The organism is Pantoea sp. Cy-640 (assembly GCF_011752635.1).
Lineage (GTDB): Bacteria > Pseudomonadota > Gammaproteobacteria > Enterobacterales > Enterobacteriaceae > Pantoea > Pantoea dispersa.
In genome coordinates, this window is sequence record NZ_VWXB01000006.1 from 109,915 (window position 1) to 123,821 (window position 13,907).

Here is a 13,907-nt window from a genome sequence, read left to right on the forward strand (position 1 = left end):
CTTTTTTATCTGTGCGCATCAGTGATTGCGTGCGCCGTTTAACCTGGTGCGCATTTCCGGCGACCGCGCGGAGACCCGATTAACGGCGCGGATACTGTTCGCTGTTCACCCAGGCGTGATCCTTCTCCCAGGTAAATTTCCACAGCCGTACCGGCCCGGCCATCACGTTCAGATAATAATTATCGTAACCTGCCAAAGTCGCCACCGGATGATACCCGCGCGGCACCGTCACCACATCGCGGTTATACGGGGCCATACACTCGTCGAGCGAACGGTCGTCGGTGTAGACGCGCTGCATGGCGAAACCGGGCTCAGGATCGAAACGGTGATAATAGGTCTCTTCCAGATAGGTTTCGTCCGGGCTGTTCTTCTCATCATGCTTGTGGCTGGGATACGAACTGGTCGCGCCCTCGTCGGTATACACCTCGACCACCAGCAGGCTGTCGGCCGGTTGATTATCCGGCAGAATATTATGCACCAGGCGCTGGTTGCGCCCTTTGCCACGGTGCTCCACGCCAACATCCTGCGGTGCAATCAGCCGTGCCGGCAGATTGCCACTGCCCGGCGCACTGCATACCGCCAGTTCCAGATCGCTGTCGGCAGTGACTTCAACCTCATCATGATGCGGCACGTAAACCGAGTAAGGCGGCGTGCGCTCAAACGGCGACAGGCGCTTACCGATGCCAGGGAATTCTGCGTCGCGGGTTTTCACCGACGCCAGACCGGCCACCAGCACCAGGCACAGCTCCCTCTCGCCGCTGCTTAACCGCAGCGTCTGGCCCTTTTTCAGCAGATAAGCGTCAAAGCCCACGTATTCCCAGCCGGCGCTCTCGGGCGTCACGTGCTGGATACGCCCGTGGCTGTCCGGCTGCTGCACTTTTGAAATCAGTGACATCCTGTTTCTCCTGTTGCGCGACATTAACCCAGCGTTGGCATGCTGAATTCAGAAACGGTCTGCTGACCGCTTGGCCAGCGCACGGTTGCCGTTTTCATGCGGGTGTAGAAACGCACCCCGTCCGGACCGTGCACGTTGAGCGCACCAAACACCGAACGCTTCCAGCCGCCAAAGCTGTGGAACGCCATCGGCACGGGCACCGGCACATTGACGCCCACCATGCCCGCTTCCACGTTGTGCACAAATTCACGGGCGGTGTGGCCGTTGCTGGTGAAAATGGCGCTGCCGTTACCAAATTCGTGGCTATTCACCAGCTGCAGCGCGCTGTCGAAGTCGCTGGCACGCATGATGCTCAGCACCGGTCCGAAAATTTCTTCGCGCCAAATCACCATCTCCGGCGTGACGTTATCGAACAGCGTACCGCCAACGTAGTAGCCCTCTTCATGGCCCGCGACTTTCACGCCGCGTCCGTCAACCACCAGCGTCGCGCCTTCCTGCTCACCTTTGTCGATGTAGCCCAGCACTTTCTTCTGGTGCGCAGCGGATACCACCGGCCCCATTTCATTCTCTTCGGCACCCTGCTGCATGCCCGGCCCCACGCGCAGCGCTTTGATCAGCGGCGTCAGGCGCGAAATCAGTTTGTCGGCCGTATCATTGCCAACCGCCACCACCACCGGCAGCGCCATGCAGCGTTCCCCGGCAGAACCGAAAGCACCGCCCATGATGGCGTTCACGGTGGCATCCAGATCGGCATCCGGCATCACGATGGCGTGGTTTTTCGCGGCGCCGAAGGCCTGCACGCGTTTGCCATGCGCGCTGGCGGTTTTGTAGATGTGCTCGGCCACGCCGGACGAGCCAACGAAGCTGACCGCCGCGATGCGCGGATCTTTATACAGCTGCTCGGCGTCTTCGTTTGAGGAGTGCACCACGTTGAACACGCCATCCGGCAGCCCCGCTTCTTTCAGCAGCTCAGCCATGCGTACCGAGGCAGAGGGATCGAGCGCCGGCGGCTTCAGCACAAAGGTATTACCGCACGCCAGCGCGATAGGGAACATCCACAGCGGCACCATCGCCGGGAAGTTGAACGGCGTAATGCCCGCAACCACACCCACCGGCTGCATCAGTGAATAGCTGTCGACGCCGGAACCGACGTTCGGTGAGTTTTCCCCTTTGATCAGGTGCGGAATGCCGCAGGCAAATTCGATCACTTCGATGCCGCGCGTCAGCTCACCCAGCGCATCGGACCAGACTTTACCGTGCTCAGAAACAATCAGCGCCGCCAGTTCATCGCGATGTTTTTCCATCAGCGCTTTGAAGTTGAACATGACGCGGGCACGACGCAGCGGCGCCGTTTTCGACCATTCCGGAAACGCCGCATGGGCGACCTCAATGGCCTGCGCCACTTCTGCCGCCGTGCTTTGCGTCAGTTCGCGGATCACTTTGCCGGTCGCCGGATCGTAGACCGGAATGGTTTCGTTGCTGGCGCTGTGCGTGATTTTGCCGCCGATAAAGTTTCCTACGATAGTCATGTCGTTGCCTCTTTGATGTGTAAGGTCCCTGCAGGCCGCGGGTCAGTCTGGGTCGCGCCCGATCAGGCAATACGGAAAGCGTGCTATGAAGCTATTACAGTGAAATAAATTTTTCAAATAGTTCTTTTTGGAAAATTTACTTTTAGCGGCCTGGATCGCATTTTTCCGCCAGCGTTAGCGGACTGGCGCAAAGTGCGGGCCTGATGACAATGCTGATGCTGCCTGCGCCCGTAATCAGCAGCAGGGAGATTAGCAGGACGAGCAGTCAGCGAGAGTGTCAGCGCCGGAGCGCGGCTGGATGAAACGAAATATGAAATTTTTGCGAGGCAGATCCAATATCCGTTATTTCATAATTCAATTAAAACGAAATAAATGTTTTCTTTGCAGCATCTGCAGACAATGTGATGTGAAACGAACCCTTATCTGTGTCTTAGCGACACGCTTTTGTTAGTGTTGGCCTCGGTCGGAGGCCTTTTTTTCACCTGTTTCCCCATCCGATGCGTGATTACCCGGTGCGCATCATTGCGTGCTCTGTCATGCTGTAGGGGCGCCATTTATGGCGACCTGGACGCCGCGTCTTCGGCTGGCATCCCAGCCTGACGCTTGATCATCCGCAGGGTACAAAGCAGCGCAAATCCCACCAGCAGCGCAGTCAGCAGGTAGACCAGCTGTACGCCGGCGAAGCTCATGATAAAGCCCGCGATCGGACCGGTGATGCCGAGCGACAGATCCATAAACGCGGTGTAAGTGGCCAGCGCGCTGCCCTGGTTCTGCTGCGGCACCACTTTGACTGCGACCACGCCAATCGCCGGAAACACCAGCGAGAAACCGGCGCCGGTGAGAAAAGCGCCGAACTTCGCCATCCACGGATCGAACGCGCCCGCCACCAGCAGCAGGCCAATCGCCTCGACGGCAAAACACAGGCTGGCGACGCGCAGCCCGCCGAGCTTATTAATGGCGTTGGGAAACAGCAGGCGCATGCCGACGAACGCAGCGCTGAACAGCGTCAGCGCGAAGGCGGCACCGTCCCAGCCCTGCTCCTGATAAAACAGGGTGATAAAGGTGGCGATCACGCCAAAGCCCGCCGAGCCCATCGCCAGCAGCAGGCCAAAACCGTACACCTTACCGAGCACCGCGCGGAACGGCAGCGGTTTGGCCTTGCTGCCTTTCACCGGCGCACGGGGCAGCGCCAGCACTATCGCCAGCACGCTGATGGCGATAATCACGCTGGAGAGCAGCAGCAGGCCGCCGCTGCGAAAGATCATCACCCCAAGCGGTGCGCCAATCGCCATTGCGCCATAGGTGACAATGCCGTTCCAGGAGATCACCCGACCAATATGCAGCGAGCCGACTTTCGCCACGCCCCACAGCGAGGTGCCGGTACCGCAGAAACTCTGCCCGACGCCGAGCAGCACGCGCCCGAGGCACAACAGCGCGAGGCTGAGCACCTCCTGCTCCTCCACCAGCGCCGACAGCAAAATACACAGCCCGCTCACCAGGCTACCAAACAGCCCAAGCACTACCACCTTTTTGGGTCCCCAGCTGTCGGCATAGCGACCGGCATGCGGACGGCTTAGCAGCGTGGCGACATATTGCAGGCTGATCACCACGCCGGCCCAGAAAGCGCTGTAGCCCAGGCCGTCATGGACAAAGCCCGGCAGCACCGCCAGCGGCAGGCCAATGGTGAGATAGGTGGCGAAGTTGAACTTCACGATAGAGAGAATCTGTAAATTCAGACGAAAGCGGCTGTATTCGGCCGCGGCGGGCTGGTCAGGCATGAGTGATTGCGCTCGTGTTTGACGGAATTTTTATAGCTGAAGCTTCACTATACGCCTTTTCTCGCCGTGCGCACCGTCGATTAGCGGCGGTATCTCTGGCGGTGCTTATCGGGTTCGCTTCGCTTACTCCTAAACAAACAATTACTTACTGGCGTTCAACTACACTTTCCACAGCGAACCACCATTCAGGAGAGGGAATGAACGAAAAGCCACAGGAGAAAATTGGCCAGAACATCCTGGTCAAGCTGGCGATGTTAGTGATTATTCTGGCGGGCATTCGTGCCGCGTCGGATATTCTGGTGCCCTTCTTACTCGCCAGCTTCCTGGCGATTGTGCTTAATCCGCTGGTGACCCTGCTGATGCGCCGGGGTCTGCGGCGCGGCGTGGCGATCTCGCTGGTGATCACGGTGATCTTCATTGTGATGCTGCTGCTGGTCGGGGTGCTGGCCAGTTCGGTAAGCGAGTTCAGCGATACCTATCCGCAAATCCGCAGCCTGCTGGAACAGAAGCTGACGGTGCTGCAGCATTTCGCCGCGCAGTTTCATATCAATATCTCCACCAGCGCACTGGCGGCACGGCTCGATCCCAATGTGATTATGAATATGGCCACCACGCTGCTGGCGCAGTTCTCCGGTGCCATGACCAATGTGGTGCTGTTGATTCTGACCGTGGTGTTCATGCTGTTTGAGGTGCACCATCTGCCGTACAAATTGCGCAATGCGATGATGAATCCGCAGATCCGCATCGCCGGATTGCACAAGGCACTGAAGGGCGTCACGCACTATCTGGCACTGAAAACGCTGGTCAGCCTGATTACCGGGCTGGCGGTGTGGCTGGTGCTGATGCTGCTGGACGTCAAATTTGCGCTGTTCTGGGGCGTTGTCGCCTTTATCCTCAATTTTATCCCCAATATCGGCCCGATTATCGCCGGTGTGCCGCCGTTTATTCAGGCGCTGGTGCTGAATGATGTATATGACGCCGTGCTGGTGGCGGCGCTGTTCAGTGCCATTCACATGGTGTTTGGCAATATGCTGGAACCGCGCCTGATGGGACGTGGGCTGGGGCTGTCAACATTGGTGGTATTTCTGTCGCTGATTTTCTGGGGCTGGCTGCTCGGTCCGGTCGGGATGCTGCTGTCAGTGCCGCTGACCAGCGTCACCAAAATCCTGATGGAAACCACGCCGGGCGGCAGCCGGCTGGCGATAATGCTGGGTAATGGCCGCCCCAAACCGCGCCTGCGCGTCAAAGCTAACTGGCCCGCGCCGCGCCCGTAACGTCTTACCACGCCACGATGCCAGACGATCCATATTTGCCGATCGTCTGGCAACTTCCCTGCGCAGTGACGCTGCCGCCGTATGGCATCAATGCGCATCGCCATGCCTGATGATTCTGGCGCAACACTCTTACTCATCTCGTGCCACAGGTATTTTCCTGCCGGGAAATGCCAGTAACGGCAAAACATTGTCAATAAACGCAAAGCGCGAACCATAATTGACTTGTATCAGATTGGTGGAAAATCAAAACGCTAACATGCACGGCCGCGGGAAAGTGTTATGCTGCTGACGCCGTGACGCGCTCCCTGAATGCTGCTTAAACCGACCGAGGAAAGTCTGGTGCCTCTGCAAAAACGACAACGCGATTTTGGCTGGCTGTTGATTGTCTGTGCCGGGTTATTACCGCTGGTGCTGGGCATATTTTGCACAGCCATTGAGGCGCGCCATACGGTCAGCCAGCAGCAAATTGCCACCGCCAATGCCCTGCTGACGCAGGCAGAAAAGATGAGCGACAGCGCCTGGGACATGGTGACCCGCCTGCGTCAGTACCAGAATCGTCGCTGCGCCGATATTGATGAAGATTTGCAGCGCGCCGGCACCCTTAACGCCTACTTCCGCTCGATTGGTACCCTGAAGGGCAGCGAAATCACCTGCTCGTCGGCTTACGGGCTGCAGCACGACACGCTGGCCGGGATGATGATGCAGTCGCCGCCGGTGACCGGCAAAGCCTGGTGGAGCCTGTCGATTCGCGGCACCTCCGGCGTACCGGATCGCCCGGCGGTGATTTTCGTACGTCACCTGCCGGACAGCAGCGGTTTCTGGGCGGTGATTGATGGCCAGTATCTGATGGACTTTATGCGCGCCATCGGCGAGTCGAACCGTTATCAGATGAGCCTGCGCTTCAACGGCGGCAGCCCCATCGCCAGCGGTCCGGACGATCAGCCAGAGCTGCTGTACCTCAGCAGCGCCAACTATCAGGCGGAGTCCAGCCGCTATCCAATCAGCGTCAGCGTGACGGTACCCGCCGCCGAGCTGATCAAAGCCTGGCGTCAGGCGCTGCTTATTTTTCTGCCGATGGCCGCCATCTTTTCGATATTGCTGATGGTGCTGACCGCCAACTGGCTGCGCCGCCGCCTCTCATGGGCGGATGAAATTCGCCGGGCGATACGCAACCGTGAGTTCACGGTGCACTACCAGCCGGTGTACAGCACCGGGATTCAGCGCTGCACTGGTGCGGAAGCGTTGATGCGCTGGCAGCGGCCCAACGGCGAAATGATCCGCCCGGATATCTTCATCAGCCATGCCGAAGCGGAAGGCATGATCGTGCCGCTGACCCAGCATTTGCTGGCGATGATGGCGGAAGATATCCAGAGCTGGCAGGTTGAACCAGGCTTCCATATTGGCTTTAACCTCGCGGCTGAGCATCTGCAGCACCCCGATTTTGTGCAGGACATGATGCGTTTTGCCCGCAACATCCGTGACAAACAGATGCTGATCACGCTGGAGCTTACCGAGCGCAGCCTGATCGAGGACGGCGACGCGGTGTCGCGCAAGCTGCGCTATCTGCAGTCACACGGCATGAAGGTGGCGATTGACGACTTCGGCACCGGCCACTGCGCGCTCTCCTATCTGATGACCTTCCCGCTCGATTACCTGAAGATTGACCGCGGCTTTATCAACGCCATTGAAGGACTGGAGATCGAAACCCCGGTGCTGGATGCCATCATCAATCTGTGCCACAAGCTGCAGCTCGAGGTACTGGGTGAAGGGGTAGAAACCGCGTTGCAATTTCAGTATCTGCAGCAGCGTGGCGTGGTGTTTATTCAGGGCTATTATTACGCCCGTCCGATGGACAATAACCAGCTTCGCGCCTGGCTTAATCAGCAGGGGCGCCAACCGCTTCCCGTTGAGGACCACCATGAGCCTGAACTGCATCATTCTTGATGATTATCAAAATGTTGCCCTGTCGCTGGCCGACTGGGCATCGCTGCAACCGCAGGTAAAAACTACCGCACTGCACCGCCACTACGCCGACGAAGATGAACTGGTCGCTCACATCGCGCACGCCGACATTCTGGTGGTGATGCGCGAACGCACGCCACTCAGCGCCCGGCTGATAGGCCGCCTGCCCAATCTGAAACTGATTGTCACCTCCGGTATGCGCAATGCCTCAATTGATCTGCACGCCTGTGCCGAACGGCTGATTGCGGTGTGCGGCACCGCCAGTAGCAGCGCGGCGCCGCTGGAACTGAGCTGGGGGCTGCTGCTCGGTCTGGCACGCCATATCCCGGCGGAGAGCCAGGCGCTGCGCAGCAACGGTGCGTGGCAGCATACGCTGGGCATGGCGCTGCACGGCAAAACCCTCGGCCTGCTTGGGCTGGGCAAGATTGGCGGTGAGATGGCTAACGTGGCGCGCGCCTTTGGCATGCGCGTGTGCGCCTGGAGCCAGAACCTGAGCGAAGCACGCGCAGCGGCGTGCGGCGCAGAGAAGATGGCTTCGCTGCCGGCGCTGCTCAGGGCGAGCGATGTGGTATCGATTCATCTGGTGCTGAGTGAGCGCACCCGTCATCTGCTGGACGGCGCGGCGCTGGCGCACATGAAGCCGGGTGCGCTGCTGATTAACACCTCGCGCGCCGGGATTGTCGATCAGCAGGCGATGATCAGCGCGCTGCAGTCTGGCCAGCTGGCGGGTGCCGGGCTGGATGTCTTTGAACAGGAGCCGCTACCGGCCGATCATCCGCTGCGTCAGTTGCCGAACGTGCTGGCAACGCCGCATCTGGGCTATGTTGCCGATACCAATTACCGCACCTACTTCAGCGAGGCGGTGGAAGATATTGCTGGCTGGCTGCACGGCGCGCCGCTGCGCTCGCTGCTTTAAGCCCCCGGCGCGTCGACAGCACCAGGGTTAGCTGTGGCAGTACAGCCGCGGCAGCCCGGCATAATTAATCATCTGGTCGCCATTGGGCAGCTGGTACATCTGGTAATAATCGTTATTGCCCTCGCGCGCTGGCGAAAACACGATCTGCGCCGCCAGTGCGGGCGGTACGGTGTCGTCTGCCAGGATACGTACGTTGCGCGTGGTGCTGAGCATGAAATCGCCCTGGCGGCGCCAGGTGGTATCGGATACGCGATGCAGGCGATAGTGGCGATCGCGTACCGTGACGGTTCCGGTCAGCGTTGAGCTGCCGCTGCCGTCCGCCTTAAAGCGCGTGCGAATGGTGGCATCAATCGCGCCAGCCGGCGCGCCTTCATGATCAATACGATACGGTACCTCACACCACTCCGGCACCGGTTCTGCCGGCCGCAGCAGCAGCGCCAGCGCCCACGGCAGCACAAAGGCCAGCACCACCGCCGTGGTGATTATCGCTTTACGCATCGGGTATCTCCTGCGCTGACACCATCCATGAAATACATTCGTTGTCCTTCTGCGCGATCGGTTTGGCGCACAGGAAGGTGCTGGAAAAGAGTCGGGTGCGCACCGGGTTGATGTACACCATCGGCGGCGCTGAGCCATCCGGCAGGCGCGGCTGCCACTGCCGATAGCGCCGCAGCGCGTCCTGCACCACCCACGAATCGGCTTTCAGGTGGCTGGGGATAAACACCTGGCTGTTCTGGATGCGCAGCAGCGGCCGGAAATCCAGCGCATCGTGCTGCACCGGCGCGAACATCTGGCGTGCCAGCAGCGCCAGCGCGACATTCACCAGCAGCAGCGCAACGATTACCCAGCGCAGCACAGGCCGCTTCTTCTTTACGCTGGCCGGCGCGGGCGCAGGTTGCGGACTGACCACCGCTGCCGCTGGCGCAGCCACCGGCTCATCGCTCAGCGGCGCCACATCGACCTGATCGGCCAGCACGCAGCCAATCAGCGGCACCTGATGCACCAGCGGCCCCGGCGCGTGTGCCAGCTGCGCCTGCTGATTGATGGCGGCAATGGTGGCCGTCAGGCGTTCGGCGAACGGTGTGTCGCTGGGGACGCGCTGGAACAGCGCATGCAGGGTCTGGTTGCGCACCAGTTTGCCATCCGCATCAATCACGCGCCGCAGAATGGCGGTTTGCAGCGGCGTCAGTGCCACGCGGTGCGCGGGCGACTGCACCGGAAAGAGGACCTGCTGGTCAACGTCAAAACAGAGACTTTTTGCAAATAAAACAAAGCGTGCCATGCGGCGCCCGATCTCCGGCAGAGAAACTGGCGCAAGTATAGATATTTTCGCTCGCCCGCGCATCTACGCTGCGGCCTGCGTCGCGATTCAGACAATTTTTTTGCCGCGATTGCGGACCAAAACGGCCATAGTTTTAGCCAAAAAATAGCCAGTTATTGGCGGAAACATGACAAATATCACATTTAAACGGTATACTCTGTCGCGGGATGCAATAATTACCTGAGTAATAATTGCTTTGGCAGGCCAGGGAAAAAACCACTTTCACGGCTATGCTTTAATTTTCTCAACGCCGCGGACTGAACGCTCCACCGAGTCCGCAGCGTTGAGGACTTTTTGAATTCCAATACAGGGTAACCTCATGAAATTACGTAGGAAGCGTGTAAAACCTATTGGGCTGGATGACGTCACGATTATCGATGACGCTCGTTTACGTAAGGCCATTACCGCCGCGTCACTCGGTAACGCGATGGAATGGTTCGATTTCGGTGTTTATGGCTTTGTGGCCTACGCGCTGGGTAAAGTGTTCTTCCCGGACGCCTCGCCTGGCGTGCAGATGATTGCCGCGCTCGGGACCTTCTCGGTGCCGTTCCTGATCCGTCCGCTGGGCGGCCTGTTCTTCGGCATGCTGGGCGATAAATACGGTCGCCAGAAAATCCTGTCGATCACCATTGTCATCATGTCGATCAGTACCTTCTGTATCGGCCTGATTCCTTCTTACGCCTCGATTGGCATCTGGGCACCGATACTGCTGCTGCTGGCGAAAATGGCGCAGGGCTTCTCGGTAGGCGGGGAATATACCGGTGCGTCAATCTTCGTCGCCGAATATTCGCCGGACCGTAAGCGCGGCTTCATGGGAAGCTGGCTGGACTTCGGTTCGATTGCCGGCTTCGTGCTGGGCGCGGGCGTAGTGGTGCTGATCTCAACGGTGATTGGCGAGCAGAAATTCCTCGACTGGGGCTGGCGTATTCCGTTCTTCCTCGCGCTGCCGCTGGGCATCATCGGCCTGTATCTGCGTCACGCACTGGAAGAGACCCCAGCGTTCCAGCAGCATGTTGAGAAGCTGGAGCAAGGCGACCGCGAAGGTCTGCGCGACGGCCCGAAAGTGTCGTTTAAAGAGATTGCCAGCAAACACTGGAAAAGCCTGCTGGCCTGTATCGGTCTGGTGCTTGCCACCAACGTGACCTATTACATGCTGCTGACCTACATGCCGAGCTATCTGTCGCATAACCTGCACTACTCGGAAGATCACGGCGTGCTGATTATCATCGCCATCATGATGGGGATGCTGTTTGTGCAGCCGGTGATGGGCATGCTGAGCGACCGCTTCGGCCGTCGTCCGTTCGTGATCGTCGGCAGTATCGCCCTGTTCTTCTGTGCGATTCCGGCCTTTATGCTGATCAACAGTAACGTACTGGGGCTGATTTTTGCCGGTCTGCTGCTGCTGGCGGTGATCCTCAACGCCTTCACCGGCGTGATGGCCTCGTCACTGCCGGCGATGTTCCCGACGCACATTCGCTACAGTGCGCTGGCCAGCGCCTTCAACATCTCGATTCTGATTGCCGGTCTGACGCCAACCGTGACCGCCTGGGCGGTGGAAGCCAGCAACAATCTGTATATGCCGGCTTACTACCTGATGGTGGTGGCGGTGGTCGGTCTGGTGACCGGTCTGTACATGAAAGAGACCGCCAACAAACCGCTGCGCGGCGCGACACCGGCGGCATCGGACCTCGAAGAAGCGCGTGAGATCCTGCAGGAGCATCACGACAATATCGAGCAGAAGATTGAAGATATTGATGAAGAGATCGCCCGCCTTGAGGCGAAGCGGAAAAACCTGGTGCAGCAGCACCCGGACATCAACGAGTAATCTGCCCTTCACTCCCGCCACCTGGCGGGAGTTTTGTTTCTGCGGTGGCCGGGTGCGTGAGAATGTGGGTACTGCGGTGATGTTTCCAGGTGCGCATGAATGCGCACCCTATGGGTATGCTGCGGGTTAGGATGCTGCGGTTGCCTGGTGCGCATGAATGCGCACCCTACGGGTAACGGCGGGTTGGGATTCGGCGGTTGCCGGGTGCGCTGTAGGGGCGGCATTCATGCCGACCAGCAACGACGCCCGGCCTGCACCGCACACAATCCTTCATGCTACCCGGCGAAAAGGGGTAAACTGTCGCCACTTTTTTCACCAGCATAAGTTAATCGAGCATGTCTGATTTCAATCTCATTCAGCGCCCAAGAAGACTGCGCAAAAGCGCGTCGATGCGCGAACTGTTCCAGGAATCCCACCTCAGCCTGAACGATCTGGCCCTGCCGATCTTCGTTGAAGAAGGCGTGGATGATTACGTGCCAATCAACGCCATGCCGGGCGTGATGCGCATTCCGGAAAAACGTCTGGCGTACGAAATCGAACGCATCGCCAAAGCCGGTATCCGTTCGGTCATGACCTTCGGTATCTCGCACCACACCGATGCCACCGGCAGCGATGCGTGGAACGAAAACGGCCTCGTGGCGCGCATGTCGCGCATCTGCAAAGACACGGTGCCGGAAATGATTGTCATGTCCGATACCTGCTTCTGTGAATACACCAGCCACGGCCACTGCGGCGTGCTGTGCGATCACGGCGTCGACAACGACCAGACGCTGATTAACCTCGGCAAACAGGCGGTGGTTGCTGCGCAGGCCGGTGCCGACTTCATCGCGCCGTCAGCAGCAATGGATGGCCAGGTGAAAGCGATTCGCCAGGCGCTGGACGCGGCCGGTTTTACCGATACCGCTATCATGTCCTACTCCACCAAATTCGCCTCGTCGTTCTACGGCCCGTTCCGTGAAGCAGCGGGCACCGCGCTGAAAGGCGACCGCAAAACCTATCAGATGAACCCGATGAACCGCCGTGAAGCGATTCGCGAGTCGCTGATTGATGAAGCGGAAGGTGCAGATTCGCTGATGGTCAAACCGGCAGGCGCTTACCTCGATATTCTGCGTGATATCCGCGAGCGCACCACGCTGCCGCTGGCGGCTTACCAGGTGAGCGGTGAGTACGCGATGATCAAATTTGCCGCTCAGGCGGGCGCCATTGATGAACGTAATGTGGTGCTGGAGAGCTTAGGTGCCATTAAGCGTGCCGGTGCAGATCTCATTTTCAGCTATTTCGCCCTTGATCTTGCCGAGCAAAAAGTGCTCTGATCCTCTCGTTACGCTAAACAATCGCGCATTGCCGCGGTTGTTTAGTGCTCTCTGCCCCTGCGCGGGCACGACATCCGGTTTGCTGTAACACATCCATCATTAACAAGAGTTACGCGATGAAAGCACCTGCACTGCCTGCGGACGAATCACAGCGTCTGGCCCAGTTACGTGCGCTCAACATTCTGCACACACCCACAGAAGAGCGTTTTGACCGTTTAACCCGCCTTGCCCGACGTCTGTTTGATGTTCCGGTCGCGATGGTCAGTCTGCTGGAGAATGACTATCAATGGTTTAAATCCAGCGACGGTTTTGATCGGCCAACCACCGCGCGTAACATCTCTTTTTGCGGCCACACCATCCTGCAGGATGAGGTGATGGTGGTTGAGGACGCGCTGGCCGACACGCGCTTCAGCGATAATCCGCTGGTTACCGATGCAGACAATCCGGTGCGTTTCTACGCGGGCTATCCGCTGCGCACGCCGTCTGGTGCCAAAGTCGGTACGCTGTGCATCATCGATAATCATGCGCGCCAGTTCAACGCGGAGGATCTGCACGCGCTGCGCGATCTGGCGGCCATGGCCGAAGCCGAGCTGGTAGCGTTTCAGACCGCGACGTCCGATGAGCTAACGCAAATCACCAACCGGCGCGGCTTTATGACGCTGGGTCAGATGGCGCTGAATGAGTGCCAGCTAAAACAGCTGCCCGCCAGCCTGACGTTTCTCGATCTCGACGGCTTCAAGGCCATCAACGACCGGCATGGTCACCGCGAGGGCGACCGCGCGCTGATGGACTTTGCCGATGCCATGAAGGTGAGTTTTCGCCATGCCGATATCTTTGCCCGGCTCGGCGGTGATGAGTTTGTGGTGCTGCTGAATGGCATTCGTCAGGATGAGGCGGAAGTGACGCTGGCGCGCTTCGCCCACTATCTGCATAAACAGATGCAGGATCTGGAGCGGCGCTACACGCTGCAGTTTTCATCGGGCATCGTGGAATTTGATCCGCAGCAGCCGCAATCGCTGGAGCAGCTGCTGGAAAGCAGCGACGCACGCATGTACGCCGCCAAGTACCAGAAAAGGCAGCCGCGCAGATAGCCG

11 protein-coding genes are annotated in these 13,907 nt (G+C 59.0%); 6 read left to right on the top strand and 5 right to left on the bottom strand.

What is annotated here, in order from left to right:
* Positions 1–79 precede the first annotated feature (79 nt).
* From iolB to F3J36_RS16425, 3 genes are all read right to left on the bottom strand, one after another.
* A complete protein-coding gene (iolB, locus tag F3J36_RS16415; RefSeq protein WP_166720038.1) occupies positions 80–895 on the bottom strand; it encodes a 5-deoxy-glucuronate isomerase in 816 nt (271 codons plus the stop codon).
* 23 nt (positions 896–918) lie between these two features.
* Positions 919–2,424 (bottom strand): CoA-acylating methylmalonate-semialdehyde dehydrogenase, encoded by a 1,506-nt coding sequence (locus F3J36_RS16420; protein ID WP_166720039.1) that lies wholly within the window; start codon positions 2,422–2,424, stop codon positions 919–921.
* Positions 2,425–2,978: 554 nt separating this feature from the next.
* Positions 2,979–4,202 carry an MFS transporter gene (locus F3J36_RS16425; RefSeq protein WP_166720040.1) on the bottom strand — a complete coding sequence of 408 codons (1,224 nt, stop codon included), beginning with the start codon at positions 4,200–4,202 and terminating at the stop codon, positions 2,979–2,981.
* Between the two features lie 197 nt (positions 4,203–4,399).
* Between F3J36_RS16425 and F3J36_RS16430 the strand changes: the two genes are divergently transcribed.
* From F3J36_RS16430 to F3J36_RS16440, 3 genes are all read left to right on the top strand, one after another.
* Positions 4,400–5,476 (top strand): AI-2E family transporter, encoded by a 1,077-nt coding sequence (locus F3J36_RS16430; protein WP_166720041.1) that lies wholly within the window; start codon positions 4,400–4,402, stop codon positions 5,474–5,476.
* A gap of 339 nt (positions 5,477–5,815) precedes the next feature.
* Positions 5,816–7,420, top strand: coding sequence for an EAL domain-containing protein (locus F3J36_RS16435; protein WP_166720042.1), 1,605 nt, complete (start codon positions 5,816–5,818; stop codon positions 7,418–7,420).
* Complete coding sequence (locus F3J36_RS16440; RefSeq protein ID WP_166720043.1) at positions 7,395–8,354, top strand: D-2-hydroxyacid dehydrogenase family protein; 960 nt, start codon at positions 7,395–7,397, stop codon at positions 8,352–8,354. Before F3J36_RS16435 ends, F3J36_RS16440 begins: the two co-directional genes overlap by 26 nt.
* A gap of 27 nt (positions 8,355–8,381) precedes the next feature.
* Here F3J36_RS16440 and F3J36_RS16445 read toward each other — a convergent pair whose 3' ends face one another.
* Together F3J36_RS16445 and F3J36_RS16450 are read right to left on the bottom strand one after the other, a co-directional pair.
* Positions 8,382–8,852 carry a hypothetical protein gene (locus F3J36_RS16445; RefSeq protein WP_021508122.1) on the bottom strand — a complete coding sequence of 157 codons (471 nt, stop codon included), beginning with the start codon at positions 8,850–8,852 and terminating at the stop codon, positions 8,382–8,384.
* A complete protein-coding gene (locus F3J36_RS16450; protein WP_058774975.1) occupies positions 8,845–9,636 on the bottom strand; it encodes a hypothetical protein in 792 nt (263 codons plus the stop codon). Before F3J36_RS16450 ends, F3J36_RS16445 begins: the two co-directional genes overlap by 8 nt.
* Positions 9,637–9,994: 358 nt before the next feature.
* On the opposite strand from F3J36_RS16450, the gene proP reads away from it, so the two are divergent.
* The 3 genes from proP (at position 9,995) to F3J36_RS16465 (ending at position 13,904) form a co-directional block, all read left to right on the top strand.
* Positions 9,995–11,500, top strand: a complete 1,506-nt coding sequence (gene proP / locus F3J36_RS16455) for a glycine betaine/L-proline transporter ProP (protein WP_021508120.1) — start codon at positions 9,995–9,997, stop codon at positions 11,498–11,500.
* 335 nt (positions 11,501–11,835) lie between these two features.
* Positions 11,836–12,813: a porphobilinogen synthase gene (hemB, locus tag F3J36_RS16460; protein ID WP_031279816.1), complete on the top strand. Its 978-nt coding sequence runs from the start codon at positions 11,836–11,838 to the stop codon at positions 12,811–12,813.
* Positions 12,814–12,929: 116 nt separating this feature from the next.
* The gene (locus F3J36_RS16465; protein ID WP_166720044.1) at positions 12,930–13,904 is read left to right on the top strand and encodes a diguanylate cyclase; all 975 of its coding nucleotides are present in this window, start codon (positions 12,930–12,932) and stop codon (positions 13,902–13,904) included.
* Positions 13,905–13,907: the final 3 nt, after the last annotated feature.

Coding starts and splice junctions, on each gene's coding strand:
- F3J36_RS16440 (WP_166720043.1), top strand. CDS start 7,395: ATGAGCCTGAACTGCATCATTCTTGATGATTATCAAAATGTTGCCCTG.
- F3J36_RS16430 (WP_166720041.1), top strand. CDS start 4,400: ATGAACGAAAAGCCACAGGAGAAAATTGGCCAGAACATCCTGGTCAAG.
- F3J36_RS16425 (WP_166720040.1), bottom strand. CDS start 4,202: ATGCCTGACCAGCCCGCCGCGGCCGAATACAGCCGCTTTCGTCTGAAT.
- proP (WP_021508120.1), top strand. CDS start 9,995: ATGAAATTACGTAGGAAGCGTGTAAAACCTATTGGGCTGGATGACGTC.
- F3J36_RS16465 (WP_166720044.1), top strand. CDS start 12,930: ATGAAAGCACCTGCACTGCCTGCGGACGAATCACAGCGTCTGGCCCAG.
- F3J36_RS16445 (WP_021508122.1), bottom strand. CDS start 8,852: ATGCGTAAAGCGATAATCACCACGGCGGTGGTGCTGGCCTTTGTGCTG.
- F3J36_RS16420 (WP_166720039.1), bottom strand. CDS start 2,424: ATGACTATCGTAGGAAACTTTATCGGCGGCAAAATCACGCACAGCGCC.
- hemB (WP_031279816.1), top strand. CDS start 11,836: ATGTCTGATTTCAATCTCATTCAGCGCCCAAGAAGACTGCGCAAAAGC.
- iolB (WP_166720038.1), bottom strand. CDS start 895: ATGTCACTGATTTCAAAAGTGCAGCAGCCGGACAGCCACGGGCGTATC.
- F3J36_RS16450 (WP_058774975.1), bottom strand. CDS start 9,636: ATGGCACGCTTTGTTTTATTTGCAAAAAGTCTCTGTTTTGACGTTGAC.